General features: G+C 39.1%; 25 protein-coding genes and 1 pseudogene. 23 read left to right on the top strand and 3 right to left on the bottom strand.

From position 1 onward, the window contains the following. The first annotated feature begins 799 nt into the window (after positions 1-799). The 12 genes from I6L31_RS17350 to I6L31_RS17295 all read left to right on the top strand — a co-directional run bounded on the left by I6L31_RS17350 (position 800) and on the right by I6L31_RS17295 (position 15932). Positions 800-2020, top strand: coding sequence for a hypothetical protein (locus I6L31_RS17350; protein WP_227518656.1), 1221 nt, complete (start codon positions 800-802; stop codon positions 2018-2020). Next, complete coding sequence (locus tag I6L31_RS17345; RefSeq protein ID WP_032055042.1) at positions 2021-2308, top strand: hypothetical protein; 288 nt, start codon at positions 2021-2023, stop codon at positions 2306-2308. Positions 2309-2318: 10 nt separating this feature from the next. Continuing rightward, positions 2319-3002, top strand: coding sequence for a DotI/IcmL family type IV secretion protein (locus I6L31_RS17340; protein WP_005005897.1), 684 nt, complete (start codon positions 2319-2321; stop codon positions 3000-3002). Positions 3003-3087: 85 nt separating this feature from the next. Further along, a complete protein-coding gene (locus I6L31_RS17335; protein WP_227518657.1) occupies positions 3088-3963 on the top strand; it encodes a DotH/IcmK family type IV secretion protein in 876 nt (291 codons plus the stop codon). A 21-nt stretch (positions 3964-3984) separates the two neighbouring features. Continuing rightward, positions 3985-5508 carry a DotG/IcmE/VirB10 family protein gene (locus I6L31_RS17330; RefSeq protein WP_005005904.1) on the top strand — a complete coding sequence of 508 codons (1524 nt, stop codon included), beginning with the start codon at positions 3985-3987 and terminating at the stop codon, positions 5506-5508. A 5-nt stretch (positions 5509-5513) separates the two neighbouring features. Beyond that, positions 5514-6395: a hypothetical protein gene (locus I6L31_RS17325; protein ID WP_005005907.1), complete on the top strand. Its 882-nt coding sequence runs from the start codon at positions 5514-5516 to the stop codon at positions 6393-6395. Between the two features lie 10 nt (positions 6396-6405). Continuing rightward, positions 6406-6981: a hypothetical protein gene (locus I6L31_RS17320; protein ID WP_005005910.1), complete on the top strand. Its 576-nt coding sequence runs from the start codon at positions 6406-6408 to the stop codon at positions 6979-6981. 167 nt (positions 6982-7148) lie between these two features. Further along, positions 7149-7562, top strand: coding sequence for a hypothetical protein (locus I6L31_RS17315; protein WP_005005912.1), 414 nt, complete (start codon positions 7149-7151; stop codon positions 7560-7562). A gap of 110 nt (positions 7563-7672) precedes the next feature. Next, positions 7673-8560 (top strand): HNH endonuclease signature motif containing protein, encoded by an 888-nt coding sequence (locus I6L31_RS17310; RefSeq protein ID WP_005005914.1) that lies wholly within the window; start codon positions 7673-7675, stop codon positions 8558-8560. Between the two features lie 10 nt (positions 8561-8570). After that, entirely contained in the window at positions 8571-9773 is a 1203-nt protein-coding gene (locus tag I6L31_RS17305) for a hypothetical protein (RefSeq protein WP_005005916.1), read from the top strand. A 61-nt stretch (positions 9774-9834) separates the two neighbouring features. Then, positions 9835-13017, top strand: a complete 3183-nt coding sequence (locus I6L31_RS17300) for a hypothetical protein (RefSeq protein ID WP_005005918.1) — start codon at positions 9835-9837, stop codon at positions 13015-13017. Between the two features lie 122 nt (positions 13018-13139). Beyond that, positions 13140-15932: a hypothetical protein gene (locus tag I6L31_RS17295; protein ID WP_005005919.1), complete on the top strand. Its 2793-nt coding sequence runs from the start codon at positions 13140-13142 to the stop codon at positions 15930-15932. 40 nt (positions 15933-15972) lie between these two features. Here I6L31_RS17295 and I6L31_RS17290 read toward each other — a convergent pair whose 3' ends face one another. Then, positions 15973-16158 (bottom strand): hypothetical protein, encoded by a 186-nt coding sequence (locus I6L31_RS17290; protein WP_058952567.1) that lies wholly within the window; start codon positions 16156-16158, stop codon positions 15973-15975. Positions 16159-16567: 409 nt separating this feature from the next. On the opposite strand from I6L31_RS17290, the gene I6L31_RS17285 reads away from it, so the two are divergent. From I6L31_RS17285 to I6L31_RS17250, 8 genes are all read left to right on the top strand, one after another. Beyond that, the gene (locus I6L31_RS17285) at positions 16568-16741 is read left to right on the top strand and encodes a hypothetical protein (protein WP_005005921.1); all 174 of its coding nucleotides are present in this window, start codon (positions 16568-16570) and stop codon (positions 16739-16741) included. 86 nt (positions 16742-16827) lie between these two features. Next, complete coding sequence (locus tag I6L31_RS17280; RefSeq protein WP_005005924.1) at positions 16828-17916, top strand: DUF6685 family protein; 1089 nt, start codon at positions 16828-16830, stop codon at positions 17914-17916. Between the two features lie 12 nt (positions 17917-17928). Beyond that, positions 17929-18435, top strand: coding sequence for a hypothetical protein (locus I6L31_RS17275; protein ID WP_005005926.1), 507 nt, complete (start codon positions 17929-17931; stop codon positions 18433-18435). Next, entirely contained in the window at positions 18428-18970 is a 543-nt protein-coding gene (locus I6L31_RS17270; RefSeq protein WP_005005928.1) for a hypothetical protein, read from the top strand. Before I6L31_RS17275 ends, I6L31_RS17270 begins: the two co-directional genes overlap by 8 nt. Then, the gene (locus tag I6L31_RS17265; protein WP_005005929.1) at positions 18967-19338 is read left to right on the top strand and encodes a hypothetical protein; all 372 of its coding nucleotides are present in this window, start codon (positions 18967-18969) and stop codon (positions 19336-19338) included. The genes I6L31_RS17270 and I6L31_RS17265 overlap by 4 nt, the downstream gene beginning before the upstream one ends. Before the next feature lie 9 nt (positions 19339-19347). Beyond that, entirely contained in the window at positions 19348-19767 is a 420-nt protein-coding gene (locus tag I6L31_RS17260; RefSeq protein ID WP_000145713.1) for a hypothetical protein, read from the top strand. 5 nt (positions 19768-19772) lie between these two features. Beyond that, positions 19773-20225, top strand: a complete 453-nt coding sequence (locus I6L31_RS17255; protein WP_005005931.1) for a hypothetical protein — start codon at positions 19773-19775, stop codon at positions 20223-20225. A gap of 102 nt (positions 20226-20327) precedes the next feature. Next, positions 20328-20489, top strand: coding sequence for a hypothetical protein (locus tag I6L31_RS17250; RefSeq protein WP_005005933.1), 162 nt, complete (start codon positions 20328-20330; stop codon positions 20487-20489). Between the two features lie 36 nt (positions 20490-20525). On the opposite strand, the gene I6L31_RS17245 is transcribed toward I6L31_RS17250, so the two are convergent. Next, a protein-coding gene (locus tag I6L31_RS17245) for an IS4-like element ISAba1 family transposase (protein ID WP_100607965.1) occupies positions 20526-21616 on the bottom strand; the annotation gives its coding sequence in 2 pieces (ribosomal slippage) (positions 20526-21076 and positions 21076-21616; 1092 coding nt in all). A gap of 345 nt (positions 21617-21961) precedes the next feature. On the opposite strand from I6L31_RS17245, the pseudogene I6L31_RS17240 reads away from it, so the two are divergent. Beyond that, positions 21962-22078: pseudogene (locus I6L31_RS17240) on the top strand (IS5/IS1182 family transposase); the annotation flags it as partial. 30 nt (positions 22079-22108) lie between these two features. Here I6L31_RS17240 and I6L31_RS17235 read toward each other — a convergent pair. After that, positions 22109-23128, bottom strand: coding sequence for an AraC family transcriptional regulator (locus tag I6L31_RS17235; RefSeq protein ID WP_005005934.1), 1020 nt, complete (start codon positions 23126-23128; stop codon positions 22109-22111). Positions 23129-23280: 152 nt separating this feature from the next. Between I6L31_RS17235 and I6L31_RS17230 the strand changes: the two genes are divergently transcribed. Together I6L31_RS17230 and I6L31_RS17225 are read left to right on the top strand one after the other, a co-directional pair. Beyond that, complete coding sequence (locus tag I6L31_RS17230) at positions 23281-24726, top strand: coniferyl aldehyde dehydrogenase (protein ID WP_005005936.1); 1446 nt, start codon at positions 23281-23283, stop codon at positions 24724-24726. A gap of 114 nt (positions 24727-24840) precedes the next feature. Continuing rightward, the gene (locus I6L31_RS17225) at positions 24841-26559 is read left to right on the top strand and encodes a GMC oxidoreductase (RefSeq protein WP_005005937.1); all 1719 of its coding nucleotides are present in this window, start codon (positions 24841-24843) and stop codon (positions 26557-26559) included. The last annotated feature ends 28 nt before the right edge of the window (positions 26560-26587 follow it).

The following is a 26587-nucleotide window of genomic DNA, read 5'->3' as shown; positions in this document are numbered from 1 at the left end:
ATACAACGTACTTTTTTCAAACAATTGTAGAGAGTAAATGAGCTCTTATAGTTTGCTAGACGTCTTTTATAATCCTTTATAGTCTTATTCTCTCTTTTTATTATCTTTATTGTTCTTTTTTTAGAATAAATTTTATACAGAAAATAACAAACTAGATTTAGTTTATTTTTTACTTAAAATATTGTTAATACTGTAATTTATATTTTACAATATAGAAGTACATTAATAAAGATGTTTATATACTTTTTTAATTAACAATAAAAATATTAATGTGGATAATGCAATTTATTTATAAGTCAGCTTCTTTAATATTAAATAAATTGATAAAAACTGTTTGAAGAAAAAATGCATCTTGGTATATACCATTACTAATTTAAAACTTTAAAGACATTACAACTGCTACTTATAAAAACCTACCCTATGGTTTAGTGCTGTGCATCTTAAATATAAAGTTTTACACCTTAAACACCAATTAAACTGCAATAATGATGTGCTTAGAGTCGTATTTATCCCTAAAAATTTAAGGCATCAGCACTGGCAAAAGACTATTGAAACTACGCATATCAAGCACTTCACTGTAAAAAAGGCCCACTGTGTTTTTATGATTTCTCAACTTCATTTTTTTGATTTTTCCACTGTACTAACAAGAGAGGAGTCAAAAAAGACATTTGCATTTATTGGGCTTAAAAGTGAAAAACATTGTGCTTAAAGTGAAAAACGTTTTAACGAGTACTTTTAGAAAGGTGTTTAACGTTGTAGTATGTGCTCATGTTTTGCATGTGGATTAAGGGTGGTAGTGGTGAGCAGTTTTGAGAATCCTAATAGCTATCCAAAGACATTAAAAGAATATACAAGCCGTATAGAAGATTTTCCGTATTCTACTAAGACTAAATATGATATTGAGCTTAAGCAAAAGATTGATAAACATTTAGATAGTTCAGAGCTAGATTTAAAAATGTTATATGAAAACATATATTCTGAATTTAAAACTAAATCTGAAAATGGATATTATGCGGAATCTACATTTAGAACATATCGTGCATATTTAGTATATGGAATCGGTCTAAAGCTTAATGAGCTAAATAATGGCTCTATTAATGATGAAGATATAGATGCTGGTTTTGATGAATATTTTTTAGAAGAACTATATTTAAGAATCATTAACACAAAATATACAGCTAATAAGGACAAACCTAAGCGTACTTCTGAGCTGAAAACAAAGTACTTTGAACGCACGTTTTACAACTACTTGGTAAGAGAATTCGAACATAAGAACGAGAGTAACACTAGGGTTAGTGAGTTTGATCGGATGATGGTTGCTTTTGTTGATGCCAATCTTGTTGTTGGATTGCGTCCTGTTGAGTGGTTTTCCGTTTCATTCTGTTGTGCAGTAAAAGGACCAAAACTGATCATGATTGTGGAAAATGGCAAGGCTACACATGGTCGGGCTAATGGACTTAAAAGGTATTTAATACTTGATGACCTTAAACATGAAGATCAAGAAAAGATATACCTTTACTGGAACTTGCTAAATAGGTATGTGAGAAAGGTATCTAGTTTAAATAAAAGTAGTGGCTATACCTTTGGATGGGATGAAAAACAGACTTTTATTAAAATACTGCAAGAGCGTTTACGTTTAAGTTATATCAATTACTTTAAACTTAGAGGCAAGGTTTTAACTAATGAAGATCAACGACCTACTTTATACAGTACAAGGCATCAATGTATTGCAAATGCTAAGGTAAAGGGTATTGATAAGTTTGTGATAGCTGGTGCTTTTGGACATGCTGGTAAAGATACTGCTTCTAACTTTTATGGGCGAAAGTGGAGAGGCCATAGTGGTTTTAGTATAAAGCCTACTTTAGATTCTATTGAAAACGTTAATGGTAGCCATGAATTTGTTAAAACACTTTTAGCTAATAACCTAGATACCTTTTATTATTTTGATCTTAATATAGCAAATGAGTTTAATACCGACTATTATAAGGACGAATTAAAGTCGGGTTTAGTGATTGACTAAATGGATAACTCTAAAACTAATTTGACTACTTCAACATGGGGCTCTCCTTACGCTGAAGTATCAATAATAGGTAAAAGAAAATACGCAAGGCTTTTAAGAGTGTTGGTTGGTACGTTTGCCTCATTGTGCATTTTAACCGTTTTAACAACGCTTAGTTTTGTGGCTTTTAAACTCACCACAACAGATTTCGAATCTATGGTTTTTGATGACGGCACACCAGTTAAGTGTGTGCTTAGCTCTAAATCAGATCGTCCAATTCCATCTGTTATATATCAGCCAGCGAAATAGGAGTGCTGTTGTGTCTAAAGACAAATCTAATGAAAACGCTGAAATAGGTTCTTGTGATCCTAGTCTTTGGCTAAGAAAACAGGTGGATGAAAAAGATAAGGAGATTGCAAAGTTAAGACGATGGCTTGTTTTCGTGTTTTTCGCTTTTATCGTGAGTGCTGTTCTTGCGATGATTATTTTTGCTGCCTTTAATGCATACCCTAAAGTTAAAGCTGTTCAAACAGTAGATAACTCGGTTATCTGTCCAATCGAAGCATCAAAAAACCCTCGCGTTACTGACGTTGTTATTTCTGAATTCGGTAAGAGTGCAATACTTTCTGTCTACAACTTTGATTTCTTGAACTGGCGTGACGTTATTAACAATGCTGGTTCAATGTATTTCACTGAGGGCGGTAAAGATTCATTGATGAAGCAAATCGCTCAATCACAAACAGTTGGCACAATCGTACAAAACAACCTAACGATGCGAACTACTGCTACTGATGTTCCACAAATCGAAAACCGTGATTTACATGCTGCAGAACCTAGTTGGACTGTTCGTGTTCCTATCACTACTCAATTCTTTTTAGGTGACAAACAACCTAAAGAGACTCACCGCTTCATTGCGACAGTTACTATTGTTGAGCATCCACGTTCTTATCTGAACTACAACGGTATTGCTGTTAAGACAATTACGTTAACTCCAGCGCGTTAATTGGATGAAACTTATGAAATTGAAAAAATTATCTTTGGCTCTTTTTGCTTCTACTGCATTAACTACAATAGTTAATGCTGCTGATATGCCCCCGAATACTTTTGCGGATGCTCAATCTCCTTTGGTTGCACCTGAGGTAGTTGATACAGCATCGGAAATTGACAGACAGGTTCACAACCTTGTTGGTTTGCAGTTCACACCTGAGCAAACAAAAATAGTTAAAGGACTTTTGTTGCAACAAAAACGAAGCCTTTCTAGTCCTTATGTAAATACGCCACAAGCGAAAACCCGTAGTTTGGGTATTTCATTAAACCCTGGTGAGGAACCGCCAGTAATTCGTTTAAGCGCTGGCATGCTATCTACTATTGTCTTTACCGATTCTTCAGGAAATCCATGGAACATTGAAAAGATTTCTTTGGACCGTGGACGTTTCTCAGATGGTTTGGGTGAGCAAAACGAAAAAGAGCCAGATGAAATCCCTGAAACTAACATCCTTTCAATCGAACCATTAGATCCAGCTGCTTTCGGAAACGTAACGGTCACATTAAAGGGATTGGGTGCTCCAGTAATTTTGATGTTAGCTACTGGCCAACGTGATTTAGATGTTCGTGTAGACGCACGTATACCTGGTCGAAGCCCAACAGCCAAAGCTATGTATTCAACAGGCAATCAAACATCGATTATTCCAGATGGTGTGAGTTTGCAATTTATGGATGGCTTGGCGCCTGAAGGTGCTGTCGAAATGCGAACCGATAGTCCTAATGTCCGTGCTTGGAAGTTTGGTGGCTATATATATGTGCGTAGTAACTTTGGTGTTATTCAACCAGCCTTTTTGAGTTCTTTCCGCGCTAACAACGGTATGAAGATCTTCCGTTATGAAGATTCTGAAGATCTGAAATACATCACATTTTCAACGACTGGCGGTACACCTAAAACTGTTTACCTCGAAGACGCATTTTAAGTCATTAAGTGAGAAGTAAAAATGGATTCAACGAACCAACAAAATAACCCGAATGACATTGAAGAGAATTCTAGTCGTAGCACTGAAGTAGGTACTACCGATGAAACTATTATTTCTGCAAACCAAGTTCATTCAGAAGAAGACCAACCTAAAAAACTGAAAAATACAAGTATTAAAACTGCTAACAAAAAACGTGTTTTTGCAGATACGCGCTTTCGCGTTGTTGCAATTATTGGTTTGGTAGTAGTTGGTGGTTTAGGCTTTTTTATGTTTAACCCAATGGGGAAAAGTGACCAACTAGCTTTAGATAATCAGGTTGCTATTGCTACACCAGAAATCCAAGGACAGGGTACAAATGTTATCCCTCCTGAATACGTAGAATATGAACGTCAAAAACAAGCTGAAGAAGCTGCTCAAGCTGGCAAAAATGGTGAAAGCTATTTACCCGAATTTAAAACAGTTGCAACACAAGATCCAAACGGCGATCTGAACGATCAGAATTTTATTACAGGTCCAAATGGGCAACCTGTAAACGGTTCTGCAAAAGGTGGTACACCAAACATTACGCTTGAACTTGACCAGATGGCCAGAGCTAATATGGCAAATCAAGGTGGTGCTTATGGTGGCGCATTACCTCAACCAACTAGCGGTGGTCTACCACAACAACCACAAGCACAAAACGGTGCTAATCAAAACGCACCGATTTATCAAACTAACTACGCGCAACAATATGAGCATGCTTCATCTGCTGCTAATGATGTTGCTAATGTATATAGCCAACAAGCAGCTGCTAATGCAGAACGTAATGTTGCAACGCGTGAATTAAGTCAAACTGCTTTTGTTGATCAACTTGCTGCGTTTTCTAATACAAAGAACAAGGTCAACGGATATTCAACATATAAATATTCACACAACACTAAAGCATCGGAAGGGCAACAAAACCTTGGAAGCTTGAACGTTGCGAAAACGACTAGCGAATCTACTAAAGGACTAGCAATCATTAAAGCTGGTACAACAATGAAAGCGCGTTTAGATACAGGTGTGAATACTGATAAAGGTAAAAACCTATTTGCTACTGTTATTGGCGGTAAATTTAACGGCGCAAAACTTATTGGTACTGTTGGTCTGAATACTGCGGATATTGAATTTAACTTTACCCGTATGTTGTTTAAGGGCGAAGAGTATGCAATCCAAGTACGAGCTTTAACTCTTGGAACAAAACAATCGGGTATGGCTGATAAAGTCCAAAAACACACTTTGCAAAAGCTTGGCGGTATGGTTACTGCTGGAATCTTTGAGGGGTACGGACAAGCCTATCAAAACATTGGTACAACCCAAATCACAAATACTGGCAATGTTGTAAGCACGAAGGAAGAGCCAAACGATAAAGAAATTGCCGGGAACATCATTGGTAACGTTGGTACGGAAATGGCGAACATGGCACGTACATCAACAGTTCGACCAACTACGTATATCGTTAACAGCGGAAAAGTATTTGAAGTCTTTTTTGATGCTGACGTAACAACACCGAAAAGTAAGGGGTAAGCGATATGTCTGATAATCAAATGACTGCTGAACAGGCAAAGAAAAATTTAAAAGATGCTGAAGGCAAACCCCAAAAAGGCGAAGGTGGTGCGAAGGGTGGTATTCCTCCAAAACTTCTTATTGTTATTGGTGTTATTGCCTTAATTATGATTGGTACTTTTTTTTGGATACAAATGAGTAAACCAAAAGACGTCAGCACGGCAGTTGCTCCAGAACAAACACCGGAATCCATTGATACTGTTGGTCAAGGCATTCAACAAACACAAGCAACATACAACCAAAATCAACAACCTTTACAGGACAATAGTATTGCTGATGATACGGCGTTCATTGTTGATGAAAATATTGTGTTTAAAGATCCTACCACTGGTCAATACATGATTATGTACAAATCCATGTCGTATCCGATTGATTCTGATCTAGGAAAAGAGGCAATTAGCTTCTATCAAAGTCAGGGTACGAATGCACTTGTTTTATTACAACGTTTGCAAGAAAAAGAGCAAGCGCAAGGGCAAGTACAAAACGGCGAACAAACTGCAGTTGCTCAATCAGAAACCAAAATCAAAAATGAACAACTGAAAGCTGAAAATGACGATCTTAAAAACCTTGTTGAATTGCAAGAACAGGCAATTAAGGAGTTAAAGACTAGTTTAATCACAATAGCTAAAGACCAGGCCAAGCAAAAGGCTTTAAGTACATCGGGATCTAAAACCTTATCAATTCCAAAAGGTGCAAAACGTTTGGATGCTTTTGCGGTTGTAGGCGATCGTGCTTGGATGACAGATTCTCAAAACCATACATATACAGTCTATGTAGGTCAGAAGATGCCAGACAATCGCACGGTCTATGCTGTTGACGAAAACGAACAAGCCATTTGGGTGAAATAAGGAAAATAGCGTGGATGCATTAGATATAGTTAAAGCGATATTAAACATATACGGTCCACTACTAAGCTTTATACGCATTTGCTTTGTTGTAACGGGGTTGGTGATTACTGGCACGGCGCTTTTTGACTTAGTGCAAGCATCATCACCTCAACAAAAGTTCTTTGGTCATGGAATGAAAGAGCCTACCACTGGTGGGGCATTGTTGAAGATTCTTATCGGTGGTGCTTTTGCATCACTTGGATATGACGGATATATCATTGGTGCACTAGGTTCTTCATTGTTTGGTGGTAATGGCATAGAACTTGTAACGGTACAAAGTTACTTGCCTGATGCTGGTGCTAATGATTTAGGTGCATATATCGTTACGGCGGTTGTAGGTTTTACGCAACTGGTAGGGATTATAGCGGTAGCTCGTGGCTTATATGGTTTTGTAGAGAAAATTGATGCTCAAGGCAATGCGACATACCGCAAAGCATGGGTTTTAATTATAACAGGTGTATTATGTGTATACGTTCAGGACGTACACGATGTCTTTGTTAATACCTTTGGAACACAAATAGGAGGAACCTTTTTTACAATATTTTAAACAATCTTCTTAAAATAGGGTGAGAGTTTCTTAAAAACATTGTATAAGATATTGAAGATATTTAACGAGAAGTTTAAAATTAAGCAACTTAAAGCAATAGGGTTTTAAGAATGTTTAATTACAGTGCGGAGATTAGCTCCCGTATATTAAATAAAAGGAAAGTGACAATGGTATCATTAGTAAAACACTCAGTTCGCACTGTAAAAGCGACTGCATTCCGCGCAAAAGTAATGTTTTTAGCTTTTGTTTCTGCATTAATGGGTCAAGTTGCATATGCAAACACTGGCACATGGAACCCGGGTGGTTCAGCTTACGGAAAACACGCTGCTGGTTCTGATGCGAATGAAATCTTAGGCCGTGGTGAAACATTAGGTCAAAACGTTTATAAATTCTTAATCGTAGTGTTCATGGTGCTTGGTTTAGGCTTAGTTGGTACTGGTTTGTATATGATGTATACATCAGAAGAAGATCAACAAAAGAAAAAGAAAACTGCTTGGATCTGTATTATTGTAGGTGGTGCGTTATCAATCGTAGGCTTCATCATGTTCTCTGCTGCGAACACTATTACTGGTAAAGCGTAATATAATAATAAATAAGTTTAAAAGCGTGGCTTAGGCTGCGCTTTTTTTATTTTAAAAATAGTATATACATGTTTTAATTAGACCTTACTTAATAGTATTAAGAGGTTTAAGTGAAACATATAAACCGTAAGTTTGGTATTTTAAGACCTATTAACGGCGTAAACGACAAGCAAGAGATACGTCAAGATAAAACTATCCATGATGGTTTTAAAACCAATGAGACAATAAAGCAAATAATGTCTTCACAACCAGCTAAATGCTATTTTTGTGATTTCTATGACGAATACTTTTTAGAGCCACATCACTTAGACGGCGATCATAGCAATCATACGGCTGAGAACATTGTAGCGGTCTGTACGCTATGCCATGCACAAAACCACATCTTTGCACTATCACTGGAAAAGAAAGCTGAAATATGCGTATTGAGTACGAACATACCTCAAGAGATCTTTAATCAATATCAACGTTCATTACTGGTGTTATCGCATAAGTCTGACAACCAAGATCCTGAGCTTGCTAAGTTCGCACGGCGACATCGCCAAAGCTTGCTTGTAGAGCCGTTAAAGCGCCATCAACGCCCTAATCCTACAAAGATGTCTGAAGCAGAATACGCACGTAATATGTTTGAGGATATACAGGCGTTTAATGCGATTAAGACACGAGCCCAAAGCATTGATACCCAACTGTACTTCACGGACATTAAGTTCAACACAATGGCTGAATATGAAGAAGCCAAGCAAGAAGATATGTTGGTAGCGAACGTTGATTACGTAGACCAGCTCCGCAAGTACAAAGAGTGGTATTTGAATGCCATCAAAGAGAACAAAAACTTTTCTTTGTATCAACTCGCAAAAGCTTTGGAAAAGGTATCAGACGAAGCATACGAGAGCTTTAATCTGCCAAACCACTACATAGTATTTTCCCCGAATATCTTTACTGACGAGCAGTATGAGTACTACCAAACACTAGATGTATTTAAGGGTTTGGGTGATAAGTGAGCTCACAAAAATGACAGAATGCTTAGCAGATACCGAATACATAGATATGAGCTTAGAAGAGGTTATATCGGGCATAGTGTTACAGCCATTTAAGCCTGACATAGTGAATGATATAGCGGTATTGGATAGCGTATTTGAGACGGACATATTGAATGATGATGAATACTCATTTATTGGTCCATACATCTACAAACATTGGGAACTTGGGATAGATGCACTACCAAAGGAAACGCACGATCAGCTATCGATATTTCGCTTATGCGTTATAGGTACTGAGGCTTTCAACTTCCTGAACGATTTGTATATACCAACGACACGGGACACTGGCCATACATCTAACACGCTATTGCTACTCCATGTTGTACATATAGCGATAGGGAATCAGACAACAACTGGTGAAGACACAACGGGGCATTTTCAAGATCCACTGATTAAAGCGCTACTGTTGATGAATATCCCCGTTAACAGCGATTGTTTGCTGTTGGATGACACTTTGGTACACCTAAACAAAATAACGGCGCTGAGTGGCTTAGACGTTGAAATACAGGTTAAGCAAAGTGTGAGTGTGAAGCATAAGAAATTACTGAGCACCAACTTTGGATTTGACAATCCATTATCAATTATAAGCGTTTTGGAACAAAAGAAACTGTCTGAAGAACTGACACGCTACTTTCCGATGATACACCTACCAACGTCCGTAGAAGATGCGACAAACCAGATAGATACGGGCAACTTAAAAATGAGTTCGCTGCAAACTTATTGTATATACCAAAACTTAAAGCTATCGGTGTCTAAAGTTTTCCACGAACAGGGCTTATACCAGAACAAAGAGATCTACATAGAGCTTGATAAGGTTCACTTCCAACTTAAAAATACAGGTTCCTTAAACTTCAAGGTGGGTACTTTAGGGGAAAGCCAAGAGGTTTTAGAAACGGCGTTTTGGCAACTGCTTAATAAGGGTTTAGTGTTTGACCTAAATAGTTTTAAGAAGTATGTCGAATTAAAAGAGGACGAAACCGTTAAAACTGATGTATTTACTAATTCAAAAAATGATAATATCCATTTTAACAGTACCTACTATGAACTTTTATTAAGGTTGGTTTTAGATACAAGCTTAAAACCCTCTGTTAAAAGTCTTGAAGACGCAATTCAAAATAAGGATTTCGACAGTGCGATTAACGTTTTAAGAGAATTACCGTTTTTTAGTGCTTAATGCTTAAAGGCATGTCTAATCAAAGATAGACGTAGAAAGGTGAATTAATAAAGGTGTTTAAATGAGTAAGAAGAAAGCTGAGAAGTCTGGTTATAATAAGACTGGTTACTCCAAGATTGAAATTATATTGATGTTATTCCTACAAAGCATGAAAGCTGACGTAGAGGATTATTGCGATTTAGAAACAGTATCGGACGAACATACGTTTGTCACAAAAACTGGTGCAATGATTACGATCATCGAATATAAGGGGATTAAGAGTTTAATTAGTGGTGATGCATTCAGCCGTCAAATTGGTTTGATGACGAGCAACATGCGTAACTACTTCAAAGACCGTGGACATACGATTCATCTAGCGTTCAAAGTAGACCATGAGACGCCATACGCGATTCATGACTTGAACACCATGCAAAAGGCGACCACGGCGCGTTGTGCGATGAATCTAGACATCATCATTGATGAAATGACAGAAACCATTTCAGGCGGTGTATTTAACGAAAGCTGTTATATCGCTTTAATCTCTGAGCCAACCTTACTATCGCCAATCGATAAAGCTCAAGACTCAAAAAACCGTAAAAAGCTACTGTCGCAAATTACAATGCCAAGTACGGTCAATGCTCAAGACATGCTTAAATCATCGGACAGCTTATACGTACACCATGAGTCTTTTGTCTCACAATTCTTAAACTCACTCTCAACTGAAGAATTTCCAGCAATCTATGAAGTATTGAATGTTATTGAAGCTGGTCTAACGATTAAAAAACAAATTGCCTCACATTCAACTTCAGATGACTTCACCTTGTCTGTGCCGATGTTGAATACACGCTTACCGATGCGTTGGAAAGAAATACCATCAGAACATGATGCGTCACACGTTTTGTATCAACCGATCTCAGAACAACTCATGACGAATGCGATCTTACCTGGTACAAGTCAAGGTTCATTCTATCCAGTGGGAAGTGTTATCACTGACGGCGTTGTATATGCGCCATTGATGGTAGATATATATCCAGCTAAGACGAATACGTTTGAAACGCTATTCCGCTTACTACACCAGGCCAAAACGCACGACACTAACGGTAACATCCGTTCTATCCCATATGCGGTGAGTTACTGTATTACTGGTGATGGTATGGCTGGAACCATGATGAAACGCACGTTATCAAGCGTTATTCACTTTATGACGGCACAAAACAAAGCCATTCGTAATGCTGGTAACATTTTGATGGCCACTAAAAATGACCTAGATCAAGTATACACTGTTGCTGGTCTGCAAATGACCATGATGACATGGGCACCGAATACCGAAGATGGTGTAAACATTCTTGTAGGACGGCGCCAAAAGCTTTGGAAGAGTTTTGAAGCGTGGGGCGGTGCAAAAGTCATGGAACAGGCTGGCGATCCTATTTTGACTTGGGCATCACATATACCGGGCTTGATGGTACGTAATCACGCACCTATTTCACCAGCACCGTTGTTTGATGTGTTCTACATGTTACCGCTGACACGTATTAACTCACCATTCCATAAAGGGCATCAGCTCAACAAAACCTTAGACGGTAAACTGATTATTCTTGATTCGTTCTCAAATGAAGTGACTGTATGGACGACTATTAACATTGGTAAACCGGGTACGGGTAAATCGGTCACAATGAACAAAGGCATGCTTGAGGACATCATGATGCCTGGTAACGAACGTATCCCGTTGACCTATATTGTCGATGTGGGTGAGTCAAGCCGTGGGTTAGTAGAAACAGTGCAAGATTCATTGCCTGAAGAGCTACGTCACTATGCCATCTATAAGCGTATTAAAAACTCAAAAGAAGAAGCGATTAATCCGCTTGAATTCAGTATGGGCTTACGCTACCCGTTGAACTACGAAATGCGTCAAATGACAGCGTTTTTAAGTTCATTGGTAACACCGCCTGAATTGAAAGGGCAACCAGCCAAAAACACTTCTGACGTTATTGGTGCGGTCCTACGCCGTACATTCTATTTTGCTGATGATACGAATGCTGATCATAAAGCACGTAAGTACATGCGCTTTGCAGATCCAGAACTAGATCGCATCATGGAAAAACACGGACTGATTGAGCCACATTCTGAACAAGGTAAGGATATTTCTTATTACGCTCTACGTGATCTTTTCCATTCAATGAATGAGATCCGTGGACGCACGTTGGCTCACCGTTACGCAATGCCGACTATTGGCGATATGATTGAAACACTTTCTGATTCATCAATTTTAGATGTTTGGAGTGATGTTCATATTGATAATGAACGAGCACTGGACTTTTTGGCGCATCAGATTATGGCTGCACAAAATACCTATCCAGCATTCTTCTATCACACCAACTTTGACATTGGTAACGCTCGTGTAGCTTCTATCGACTTAAACGAAGTTGCGACATCATCAGATCCTAAAACTACATCGCTATTCTTCCAGATTGTACGGATGTTCATTAAACGTAAGTTCGCCGTGAGCCGTGACGATATTCCAAAATTCCCACAAGCTTATCGTGAATATGCAACCCAACTGATTAATGAGCTTCTTGAAGACCGCAAAATTATGTCTTATGACGAATTGCACGTTGCGAAAGGCGATCCAATCCTATTAGAAGAATTGGCTGAAGACGCACGTACATTGCGTAAATGGGGTGCTCGTCTTAACTTGGCATCTCACAAAGTAGAAGACTTTAAAGACTTGGTGGGCTTTGCTACGGCGTATGTGATTGTCGATCCTGGTACACGCGAATCTCGTGAAGCTATTCGTGACAGCATCGGTCTAACTCAACTAGAAATGGATGCGCTTGGTTCAGGTAACGTAGGTTTCTCAGATCAAGGCTTAACGTACTTCAGTAAAATTAAACTCGAAAAAATGGAATGTTCGGGCTTATATACCGTTTCACTTGGTCCAATCCTTTTATGGTCACTCAGTACACATCCCGATGAACGTGCGCTCCGTAACTACACGTATGACCTTATCGGTGAACGTGGTAAGGCGTTGAAGGTCCTTGCACAATTCTATCCAAAAGGTGCGAAGAACCAGATTAAGACACGGCGTACCATGATTGAGAAAAATGCCAAAAATAAAGGCACGGACTTTGACGAAAACAAAGCAACTGCTTCAGTGATTTCTACCATGGCACAAGAGATGGTTGTTGAATATCAACGCTATGAACTTGAGCAAAACATGAAGAAAAAATTACTGAACCAACGTAAGTCTGAAGCTGTTTCTTCTTAACTCCAATCAGCTATATAGATTTGCGTTAATTGGTATATACATTGAAGTGCTTGGATATGGGTAAGGTCGTTAAACAACGACTTTGCCTATTATCCTGAAGATAAAAGAGTAGGTCGCAAAGTATGGCTTCTACACAAAAATACGGCACACAAACAAAGTTCAGACCTAGTTCGCTTAAGCGTGATACACGATCAGGCTTAGAGAAAATCCATTTAAAACTTACAGCGCCAGACGGCGCTAATTATTTGGTTGGCGTTCTTGGTGCTATTGCAGTTATTTTGTTTGTTGTTCCGTTTGGCGGTGAGATATTTATAGGGATCGCGTATTACCTATTAAAACGCTACACACATCCGAATGATTACTTTTTTGAGTGGCCATTCCGTGCGCCGTTGCATTCAAACTCACTGGATGCGTCAACTGACATTACATCACGCGTAAAAGATGACGTACTGGACAATCCAAAAGCCTTTTTGGAATACGCACGTACCAATCGCGATAAGCTACAAGGTGAGGGTGTGACTTACCTTGGTCGTTGCCGTGAAACTGGTCTACCTGTTTATGCATCCAACTCCGATGACCGTACACATCAAATTGTGTTAGGTACTACGGGTTCGGGTAAAACAGAATACATGCTAGGTAACTGTGCCAACCAGTACGTACAAAACTCAGGTTATATCTTTGTAGACGCAAAAGGTGATACCAAGGCTCAACAAGACCACTATCGTTTATGTAACCGCTTTGGGCGTAATGAGGATCTATTAACGATCAACTTCATTACCTCAGGTCGTAACATGCTACGTGCACAAACCGACAAGATGACCAACTCAATGAACCAAATGAGCAACACCAGCTCAGGGATGTTGATTGAATTCTTGATCAACTTGCTTGATGACTCAGGCGGTGGCGGTGGTGACATGTGGAAAGGTCGTGCGATGGCCTTTATCGCTGCACTTACACGAGTTTTGGTCTATCTACGTGACAATGGCTTCATTCAGCTTTCACCAAAAGTATTCACGCAATACATGGAACTTGAAGCACTTGAAGAATTGGTATTTTGTCATAACGATAAATACGGGATTGACTTTGAACGTGTGGCTGAACAGCTTCAAGGCTACCTCGTTTCATTACCTGGTTATTCAAGCAACCCTAAAAAGTTAAAGAAACAAGAAACCAAAACCCGTGAGCAACACGGTTATATCACCATGCAGTTAACCAAGGCGATTAACGACTTGACGTTTAACTATGGTCACATCTTTGGTGTAGAGCATGGCGGTGATATTGATATTTTTGACGTTGTACTTAACCGCCGTATCTTAACTGTGCCATTACCAGCTCTTGAGCGTTCACCAGACTCACTCAAAATGCTCGGAAAATTAATCATTGGCTCAATTAAACAAATGATGGCTGGTTCCCTTGGTAACAAAATGGAAGGTTTACGCCGTGCCATTATTGACGCACGACCAACCAACGCCTCTACTTCATTTAAGCTATTTTTGGACGAATGGGGCTACATCGTTATTGTCGGTGCTTCGGTTTTACCAGCTCAGGCACGTTCGCTTAACTTCTCTATTACGTTCGGTGCTCAAACATTTGAAGATATTGAACGTGGATCTAAAGAGGAAGCAGCTGCTACATGGGGTAACACGACCGTTAAAGCCATTGGACGTACTACTTCGGGTGCTGAAAGTACAACATACAAATTGGTTGATGGTTTTGCTGGTGAAGAGTGGCAAGGTAAAGTTAACTCAATCAATATGTATCAAGGTCTAGTATTCAACCGTTCGGTACCACAAACAGAAGTCCAGTTCGCCAAAGAAAAACGTGTGACAATTGAACAAATTGCCGGACAGCACAACGGCGAATTTACCTTGCTCATATCAACTAAAGGGGAAGGTGGTAAAACTTCAGACGTTAAAATCGTATCAATGTTGGCGTTCTATGTGGCTGGTGATCAACCCAAGTACTTACGCTTAAATGACCTTTGCCCAATCTTCAATATCCAAAAATCTGAAATCTACGATCCTACTTTAAAAATTGAAGACTTCATTCATGAGATTGAGGAAAAACACACGCTACTGACAGACAACAATTCATCTGCCAATGTCACGGCGCTTGGTGATTTTGAGATCTGCAGAAAGCTCAATAACACCTTGTACGAAAACAACAACACGGTAAAAGACTTTACTCAAGATTTTGTACATCAGATTCTTGAAGCAAGACGTCTTGAATCCATCACACCTGAAGGGATGGCACCTGGTCAAAGAACAGTAATGTCTTCGTCCACGGCGAAAGGTGAAATCTCCAAAGAACAAAAACACCGTGAAAGTATTGTTTCAGCACAAAAAGAAGCAAACATTAAAGACCAGATTATTGAGAAGCGAAAACAGTTCCAGTACTTCGGTAAAGATTCTGACATTTCACCTCAAGTACAAGCTGGTGCTTACAACAATGCGGATCTTGATGCTGAATTTAATATCTATGGTGAACGTATAAGCGAACCTGAACAGGCTCAACAGGAAAGTGATGTTGAAACTGTGACTCGCGCCGTTATCACACCAATGAACCTAGACAGCTACTATGATGAATTGAAAGAGATCCTAACAGGATATGACTTAACCGTTGCGCCAATTACTGAATATCAGCTTGTTCAGATACCACGCCATGTAAAACCTGAAGATCAGACACAATACATTGCGGAAAACAAAGCCAGTCTTGATCAAGCCATCTCACATAGCACTAAAAATGAAATGGAATTCGTAGAACAACAGTATGCAGCTAAGTTTGAAAAAGCTTTGATGAAAAACCCGTTCTCGCACGAATGCGTTACTTTTGAAAAATTGTTGGTGATACTTGGTTCAAAAGGTTCTTCAGCTTCATTACGATCAGGCATTACAATCAAAAAAAAGGATGACTAAACGCATCCATGTAGAAGACATAAGGCTGGTTATCCAGCCTTTAGTTTTTTTGGGTGAGCTGTTTGTACTTAATACGCCTTAATTCATCACTCGGCATGTATTGGGCTATTTCATATTCGCTCTTATACGGCGTTTCATTGAATATGGCCAATAACAACAACTGCGACAGCGGAATGGCTTCAGGCACCATCATTTCGATTAAGCGAAACTTTTCAGACGCATTCACATCAAATGCAACCAATAGCGCCGTATATGGAATGTGGCGATCTGCAAGTGATAAATCGGGGTAAATAGGTTGGTCCTAGTGCTAACGTTTGAAAGTCATACATATTCAAGCAAGAGATAGCTTTAGGTACATTGGATAGGTTCACGGCGTAAGATTCAATGTTTGAACACATATTGGCATCCAGTTTGGTTTTAACCCTAGTTTAGATGCATTTTAATATAATAACTTAGTTTTAACGTGCATATTCTTAAACATAACTAAACCACTTCTTAAAACCTTGTTTTGTTTTAGGCTTAATCGGTATATACCATTTCATAAAAAGTTTAATGAACTGTGTTTTACCCTTTACAATCCTTAATACATCAATTAAATTGCCCTTAAATCACATCCAATATACAGGATATAGGCAATGACTAAAGAACAGCTAGAAAACTTACAAACACTTGGAATGACTGACTATAAAACACGTTTACACGTTAAAGGTGTGCGAATTGTTGAAGTGCAACAGTACTCAAAGTCTGTCGATAACAACGCCGTACAACCACTTGCAACTAATACCACTCAACCGCAATTCTTAAATTAATTTTCCAAAAAAATACTTATAAGCACTTTCTGTATTAATATATCTTTATTAGTTTTAATAAAGCATTAATCAATGGAGTGCTTAAAATGTTAGACACTTTACTTTCGGTATTTTCAGCAAAACATAAGCTTTATAAGAATCTCAAGTTAAAACCCTTTATTGATACCCGTTTAGTCAATTCTGACAGCATCGCCATGACCGATGTTTTCCCTTTTCATCAAATCAAAGATTCTCTTTGTATGACTGGTATATCTCCTACTAATTTTGTACCAGGCAAAAACATTGTTTTGAATCCACATGCCAAAGATAACGATTCCATCAGCTACCTTGGTCAAGATACGCAAAATCATAAGCCGTTCTACATCTCTACCTTTGCTGAAGAATTGGCTGAAGTATTTAATCCGATTTTTGCAGAAATCATTCATCTTGAAACACCATGCTTACTTGACCTATCTGAAATTGGGGGCTTCTCAAATTCCAAGTCGGATTTAAGCCAGTACCGTAGCATTGATGATTTTGTAAAAAACGCATGCCCTGATTACATTAGTGATGTGAGTATGGAAAATTTAGATCGAATGTTGTTATGGCCAGAAATCCGTTTATTGAACTCTCCAGATACAACCACTGATCAATTTTTTATCTATGGCTGGAGTCCTAAGATTTTTGTTCAAAATGCTGGTGGATCACATCACATGGCTGCTGCACATTACTTGGCTAAGAAACTGAGCCAATGTGTGCCGATTCAAAGCAAAGTAAGTTTGAATCTAATCTCAAATAAAGCACTTCAAAACTTTGATTCAAAATACGCTGCGTTCGCCGTACCAGATGATGCATTGATTGATATGGGGAATGATTTATCAGAATCAGGGCTTGAATATCAGCTGGTGTTTTTCCGTGAACGTGAAGTTAATTTTATCTTCTTCAAAAAGAATGATCAGAATGCCCGTGTTATTTCGCTATTCAACAATCTGCATGCTTCATTGAATGGTGCATTAAAGACGGCGGTTCAAGCGCAATTCAAAAATGAAGCACTACTCACCATCATGAGTGCTAACCTCTCTGATACATCAAAAGATCAATTTTTTAGCACACGCCCTCACTTGGCTGAGATCTACAATCACGTTCAAAACGAAGTTTGTTTGAGTGGTCCTAAACCGACTAGCCCGACAATCTAAGGGGTAGGGAATATGGATCACCAATCATCAACTACACCACATGCACTCATTCTCGGTCTGACACTTGAACAGGCCATTTCTGTTTTAGCAAAGAAACCCGTTGATGCTACCCACTACAACTATCTTGAAGATGACGAGTACAACACCTACGTCATGATGAAACCTGAGTGGACTAGTCTCAACAAACATGCCTACCTACATGTAGATGGCTTAACCCATGAGCGTAAATGGATGTTTATGCCGAATGCTTCAGGTGAGTACAACTTGCTAGAGGGCTGTATTGACCTGTTTGAACTTAACCAGGCCATCGAACAGCAATATCTTGTGTTTGAACAATTCCTGAATAGCCACGGCGCACCGTTCCGCAAAGTTGGTGAGAAGTTTTCTTTTGTCACTCAACTTCTCTTTGATGCATGGGTGATAGATCCAGAACGTGCGATTCAAAAACTTCATGAGATGAAGGAAACAAAAATCTCATTACAAGTGCCTTTGCTTCATGGGGATAGTCAGCATGATTGATACGCAAAATACTAATGAAAACATTGCTTCAGAAATTGAAGCTCGTAGCGCTTTTGAAAATAGATACGGCGTGGTCGGTAGTCTGTTGGCCAGTGGCAATTATTCTTCTTGGGTGCATCAGGCGAAATGGGAAGCTTTTCGTGATGGTTGGATGCAAAGTGAAGTAGAAACTAAAAAATCTATCTATCAAATGCAAACACCAGCCATCAGCGATGACCAATTGGAAGTGGAAAAATTACTGCAGTTGCTCGATGACTTTTGGAATAAGAAATGGGGCGATTGGAAATCATCTGCAGATATGGTGGCGCAAGGTGAGGCAAATGCCTATGAACATGCGAGAGGATTGCTTGAAACGGCGATAAAACAAGATGAAGCCACATGCCAGTGGTTACGCAATCAATTGGCAACGATTCAAACTGAATTGGATGCTTTTATCACATTCGTTAATGAACACCTTGTTTACCATGAAAGTGATGGTCCAGATTTAATGTCGAAGATCCAGAAGCTCAAACATTTGATAAAGGTTAAACCATGATTACGGTTCAAATAGAGATGTGTGGCTTTGGGATTAAACGGCGTTGGGAGTTTGGAGATCCGCGCCGTGCGCCAATTACAGTTTTAGAAATGGGCTTCATTAAGGTTTGTAAAATGCGTGGTGATAGCAAACTGGTTGAGTTCATGAGGGGTTATGCAGACGACAAAGAATTCAACTGGCATCCCAAAGTTCGCATTGCACGTAGAAAAGCAGAACGTAAAGCCTATTCGTACTATGACAACCACTACAAACAGCAGATTAGAGAACTTTTCGATCGCCAAAATGTAGACCGTCAAAAACAATATGAATTGGAACGCCAAAACAAAGCGTTATTGGCTGTTATTGAACTTAAAAAAGAACAATCGTAGGTATATACCATGACGGGAATTGAATATTTTCAGAAGTATGGCTGGAGTCACGCCGTCCAGTCCGTTAGTCGAATTCCAAGTGAATACAACGAATATTCACCAGATCTCAAAACTGTTGTTGTAAACGGCAACTTTCGTTATGCGATGGCTGCGGAAATCAGCAAAAAGAAAACTGAAGTCTATGTTACTGAGCTCAAACAAATCATTGAGAGTGAAAAGCTACTAGAAGACTTCTTTAACTTGAATCTGGTTGGTATAGAAAAAGGCTTAAGTAATGCTAAGCGTGAAATGCAAGACATGGAAGAACAGGGGATTGTTGAATTCAACCATCGTTTTGATGACGACCTGACTTGCACCACGGAACGCATGAAACTTGCCATCGCTCAAATAGACCATCTTTATCAAAACAACATTACAAAAAGTGAGTAATGCCCATGTTAGAAATGTTCCAAAATCAAACCATGCGATATATCTCTATTGCCATTGGCGTGATTAGTATCTTTATATTCCTATACCTACTTAAACTCGGTGAGGGGCTTGTCATTAGCCTTATGGTTGCTGTGTTCATATGTGGTTTGAGTTTATTCAAACTGAAAAACTACTATGAAAAAAATAACCCATACATCAATGCAGAACACCTTGCTTGGCTGTATGGTGAATTGCAAGAATATGACCAGGATCTATTCACAACTGTCAGCAATCTGACCAAGAGTACTGGACGTTTAGAATTGAGCCAGCTTAAATCAATCCGTAACCGCTATGCTTCTTCCATGAACGAAACTCAACTACAAGCATTGGCCAGTGAACATACTGAAGAAAGCAAATATCGCTTAGACCAGTACAACTACTCAATTTATGTGATGGATGAAATCATTAATCAATATTAATGGCTGTAATCTAATGGTGAGAAATATGAGTCAGCAAAAACAAATTAAGCAAAAAGTGAAGCTTTTAGATATATCCCCTCTATCCGCTTTTTTTGGATTTTAATGTCTGAACTCTCAGTCGTTTATGCGTTTTATTCGCCCTTATATGATGAATTATCGGGTGCCAACCTGATCATCATTCTTCATGCAATCTCTATTAACATCGCCGTGTTATATATCTGCTATACGCGGTATCAAATGTATAAAGAGCTACAAAACTATTGAAAGGTTTATAAAATGAACCTCTGTACACGACAAATTTCACAGAACCCTTATCCTATCAGGATTCTGCCTTCTTAAAATTGCCAAAATTTCCTTAAACTCTTCTTTTTTCCCAAAACCAATTAAACGCTGAATCGCCATTTGAACATAGTCTAAACCATAGCGAAATAAACTCATTGAGAGTCGTCCATGCTTCTTTATTTTTATCGCTTTTTTTTGATCATGTTGCCATTCACCCGTTAAGTAACACCAACAGAAGCTTATAGCTAACACCGCAATCAATTTTTTCACTCGTCTAGGGTCTGTCAAGCGCGTATTTTCAAGATTAAACCCGCGTCCTTTGAGACAACTGAATAAGGTTTCAATTTCCCAGCGTAATGCATAATCCTGAATAGCATTGGCATTAAACTGAGGAGAAACGACGAGTAAAAGCTCTCCATTTTCTAACTGTAGTGCACTTATATATAGTTTCACCCGACCAACCAAAATCCGTCGTTTACGACATTCAATTTGACCAACTTTAAGATGGCGAAATAAATCACTAATTTTATGATTCTTTCCTAAATGATTGGTGACAATGAAGTTTTTTTAACACGAATGCAGAAGTTGATGTCTTGTTCAATTAACCATGTAAACCACTGCTCACCGATAAACTCTCTGTCTGCGAACACATTCACAATACGGTCTTTACCAAAAATGGCTATAAAGCGTTGAATCAAAGCAATGCGCTCTTTCGTATCTGAATTTCCACGTTTATTAAGCAATGTCCAAAGGATAGGTATCGCTATTCCACGATAAACGATTGCGAGCATCAGGATATTAATATTTCGTTTTCCCCATTTCCAATTGGTTCTATCTAAAGTCAGTTGCACTTGGTCGAATGAAAACATATTGAAAATCAACTGAGAAATTTGACGATAATCAAAATACTGACCTGCAAAGAAGCGCTGCATACGTCGATAAAATGATTGTGGTAAGCACTTGATGGGCAAGGCTTTAGATGCAGAAGAAAGATTACATGTTTGCTTTAAAATAATCACAAGCATGATGAGCGCAAAGCACTTTAAATGTGACTTGTTCCATTTTAGAGATTTGTTTAAGATAAGATATAACTCATTGAGATGTATCATAGTATTCGTCGTTAGAAAACAATTATTGTGACATTATTTCAATGAGTTATCTATTTTTGTCGTGTACAGAGAAAAAATATATAAAAGTTGAATCAAATATTAAGAGCAAAAATCCTTAGTTTTAAATATAGATGAATGAAGACAGATGGTCATTAAGCGGTGTAATCAGCACTCTATCTTGGCTTAAATAAGTTATCGTTTTGTTATACCGTTAAAAGCATAATTTATTAAAAAATTTAGAGTTTTAGTTCGCTATCGCTCTACTGTGAACCATAAATGATTAGAAGGATGGGCTTTGTTGTACAAACCTATTCTTAAAGCCATCTTTAGCAATATAATTTCCGAATGAAGAAGCCAGCACCTAAAATTGACCGTACAAGCAATTGCTCCTCATATAACCGAGTTCTCATTAATCGTGGAAATATTGCCATTTGGTTTGATCTTGAAACTCAGAGGTATGCTCATTATTGAACAAAGTAGCAAAACCAGAAGTCATACAATATGGCTTCGACTTTTGTCTCTTAACTCGGTTGGAGGAACGCCAAACCAACTTTTAAAGTTGCGACTAAAAATAGATAACTCTGCATAGCCCAACTGTAGAGCAATATCCGTCAAATTCACATTGCCTGCATCAAGCATACGCAGTGCTTCTTTTTTTCGGACATTTTCGAGTATATCTCGATAGCTTGTTCCTTGCATTTTTAAAGCGCGCTGAAGCTTTTTCGGATGCATGCCCATACAGAGTGCGATATTTTCAATGCTGCAGTCTCCTGTCGCCATCAGCATGCGGACTGAACTCTCTATCAGTGCGGTATTGTCTTCAGTTTTGGTGCTGCTTTGTGTTTCAAGCTGTTGTACGATTAGTTGATTAATGGCATCTTCATTAAAATTATAGGGTTTATAGCTTAAAAAGCTTGCCGGAAAATAAAGTGCATCTTCATCGGTTTCAAACTCTACTTGACATGAAAAATGTGCTTGGAAAGTTTGAGCACCTTTTTGTGGTGCTTTTTGCTTGAAGCAAATTTTTTCTGCATGCCACTGCGGGCCAATCAAATCTTTTAAAATATTCGCGACAAGGCAAATGGCCAGTTGTGATTTTTGTGGTACATCGGTGTTGTATTCACTTAAACGCACAAAGTTCAGCTTACAGAGCAGAGCATTATGTTGCGAGACGTGGAAGACAATGCCTTCAGCATGTAAATAGACATATTTTTGCGCCACGCTTAAGGCTTCAAGTATGGTCATTTGTCGGGACATATAGACGCCAATCAAACCGATTGTGCTAATATTTTGGAGTGCACCGAGTTTTAAACCGAAGCAATCATCCTGACAAGCTAAGGCCGCTTTTTCCAATAAATTTAAATAATGATCATAATGAATAAATGAATCTGGATCACGGAGTAAAGCAGGTAAAATCCCGATCTCTTTCAAGATTTCTATAGGGTTGATGCCATAACTACGGACTAAGTCTTCAAAACCGCCGAGGCTGGCTGCACGAATATAACTTCCCATCACAACATTCCGTGTTGTCCTAAAAGATCAATTTAGTGTCCTAAAAAGTCAAGCATAATTCAAGCCATTTGTTAAAGTAGGATAAGAGATTATCTCAACCAACATAGAAAAGAAGTATTGAATCACCATTTTAGCCGTGAAAGGAAAAGCATATGCAACTTACGGTTCAGTCTCATATCGAGCAAACAGTGATAGAACAGACATTGCACGATTGTTTTCAATTACAGCGCAAAAGCTTTCATCAGCAAGGCATTGAAACGATTGCACAACGCAAGCAACATTTACTGAATTTAAAAGCACTGATTAACGATCACCGTGAAGCAATTATTGACGCCTTGAATCGTGATTATGGCAATCGTTCACGCCATGAAACCTTATTGGCAGAAATTATTACTGTCACGGATGACATTAACGGCAGCATCAAACATTTGAAGCAATGGACGAAAGTACAAAAACGACATGTCGATCATAGCCTGTATTTTGGTGCGAAGAACCGTGTGATTCCTCAGCCACTGGGCGTGATTGGAATTATTGTGCCGTGGAATTTCCCCATCAATTTGATGTTTTCACAGTTGTCGGCCGTGTTTGCTGCGGGAAATACCGCTATGGTTAAAATGTCTGAAAATTCAAGACATTTGGCCGAATTGCTGATGGAGTTAAGCCCCAAATACTTTAAAGCGGAAAAATTACAGATTTTCGATGAGACGGGTGAAGTAGGCATCGCATTTTCAAAATTGCCGTTTGACCACCTGATGTTTACTGGCTCTGGTGCGACAGGGCGTAAAGTCATGGCTGCTGCTGCACCAAACTTGACGCCAGTGACTTTGGAGCTGGGTGGTAAATCTCCTGCGGTGATTGACCCTGAATACCCCATCGATAAAGCTGTAGAACGCATTATGTTTGTGAAACAGTTTAATGCGGGACAAATTTGTACCAATGTCGATTATTTATTTGTGCATGAGTCGAAGTTACAAGCATTTATTCAAGCCGCGGCAGCGTGGGTTCAGGAACATGTGCCTGATATTCATAGCAAAGATTATACTTCTGTGATTGATGAGCGCGCATTTCAGCGCTTAGTGCATAGCTTGGCAGATGCTGAAGCCAAAGGGGCAAGTTTGATTAATTTAAATCAGCAAGAGCCAGATGCTGCGACACGAAAATTTCCACTGACTTTGGTGTTGAACAGCAATGATGAGATGGAAATTGATACGCGTGAAACCTTTGGTCCGATCTTGATGGTCAAAACCTACCAGAAGCCTGAAGAGGTAGTGGACTATATTGTGCAGCGTGATCGTCCATTGGCCTTTTATCCATTTAGCAATAATAAAAGCTCAGTCGAATTTTATATCAGCCGAGTTATGTCGGGCGGGGTTTCGGTCAATGATGCCTTATTTCATGTCGGGCAGCATGACTTGCCATTTGGTGGGGTCGGTGCCAGCGGGATGGGGCATTATCATGGCTATGAAGGCTTTTTGACTTTTTCCAAAATGCGTCCTGTGTTTTATCAGGCGGGTTTTTCGAGCTTGAAGTTTCTCGCGCCGCCTTACGGAAAATTTGCCAATTGGCTGTTGAATTTATTGATTCGGATGAAGTCATAAGCGCTTAAATTTAAAAACCTCAACATCACTTTTCACTTCAAGATGGATATTTTGAAGTGAAGGAATTAGTGTATTTAAAAACAGAAAAATAAAACTATTAAAGGAGTTAATAGGATGAATAATAAAGATTTTGATTTTGATCAAATCGTGATTGGCTCAGGCTTTGGTGGATCGGTCAGTGCTTTACGCCTTAGTGAAAAGGGCTATAAAGTCCTGATTTTGGAGAAAGGATTACGCCGTGAAGACAAGGATTTTCCAACTACAAATTTAGACACCAAAAACTATTTGTGGCGGCCTGAACTGGGATTCAGAGGTACGATGCAATTTACTTTCACCAGTAAAACCACCATTTTGCATGGGGTGGGCGTCGGTGGGGGCTCACAAATTTATGCCAATGTACATTTAATTCCACCTGATGCTGTTTTTGAGTCTGAGGCATGGACCAAGATTCGTAAAGACTGGAAAGAAACCTTAAAGCCGTTTTATGGTCTCGCTCAACGTATGTTGGGTACAGCGAATAATACTTATACCAATATTGCAGACGAAACGTTAAAAGAAGTTGCGAGTGAAATTGGATATGCAAATTCATTTAAAACGGTGAATACGGGGGTCTTCTTTTCGCAAGTAGCTGGTCAAGAAGGACAATTAGCGAAAGATCCGTATTTCAATGGAGAGGGGCCAGATCGTAACTCCTGTATTTATTGTGGCGCTTGTATGTTGGGCTGTCGTAATAATGCCAAAAATACCCTGATGAAAAATTACCTGTATTTTTCTGAGCGTAATGGCGTTGAAATTCGTCCAAGTTCTGAAGTGGTGAAAATTACACCACTGAATGAAGATGGTAGCGCAGGTTACGAAGTAATAGTCAAAGAAACTTTAGGAAAGAATGTTCGTCAGTATAGTTTGCGCAGTCGTGGGGTGGTGTTATCTGCGGGTGTAATGGGTACGGTACCGATGTTGTTAAAAATGCGTGATCAGCATAAAACTTTACCCAATATTTCTTCATTGCTGGGACAGGAAGTTCGGACGAACTCGGAAACCCTGACCACAGTGAACAATACTGGTAAAAAACTGGATGATGGTGTGGCTATCAGCTCCTTTATTTCAGTCGATGCAGATACCAATATCGAGGTCACACGTTTCCCTGAAGGTGCGGATGCTTCATGGATTTATATTCCATACGTGCCTATGGTGACTGGTCAGGGCTTTATGCGCTTTACGAAGTTTGTGTTCACTACACTGTTGCATCCCTTAAAAACCTTTAAAGTACTGCGTTATAAGGGTAAAGCCAAAGACTCTATTATTTTATTGGTAATGCAAAAGTCTGAAGCATTCATTCATTTTGAATGGCGTAGAAAGTGGTATCGACTGTTCCAGAATAGTATTACTGCCGTGCAAAAAGAAGGGGATACGCCACTCACAGTTTCATTCCCTGCGGCTGAAGAAGCCACTAAAATGATTGCACAAAAGTTGGGTGGAGAGCCAGGTTCTGCACTTACTGAAATTCTACTGGGAACGCCAACGACAGCACATATTATGAGTGGTGTCGCGATGGGTAATGACAAGTCGAATGGCGTTGTGGACTTCACTGGTCAAGTCTTTGGTTATCAAAATTTACGCGTATTAGATGGTTCGATTGTACCTGGAAATTTAGGTGTGAATCCCTCACTGACCATTACCGCACTGTCTGAATTTGCGATGAGTCAAATCCCAGTGTTCTCCGCAGAGCGGGCAGCAAAGATTCAGCGTATTGAATTTAATCAGCCTTTGGAGGGACAGGTGTCTGACTTGAAGGGCACTGGTGATTTAGCCAGTGCATTAAGCAATGCTTAAAAAAAGTGGATATGGTTTGGGCTGGTGA

The sequence above is a fragment of the Acinetobacter septicus genome (genome assembly GCF_019355975.1).
GTDB lineage: Bacteria > Pseudomonadota > Gammaproteobacteria > Pseudomonadales > Moraxellaceae > Acinetobacter > Acinetobacter ursingii.
This window is presented reverse-complemented; position numbering and strand designations above follow the sequence as displayed.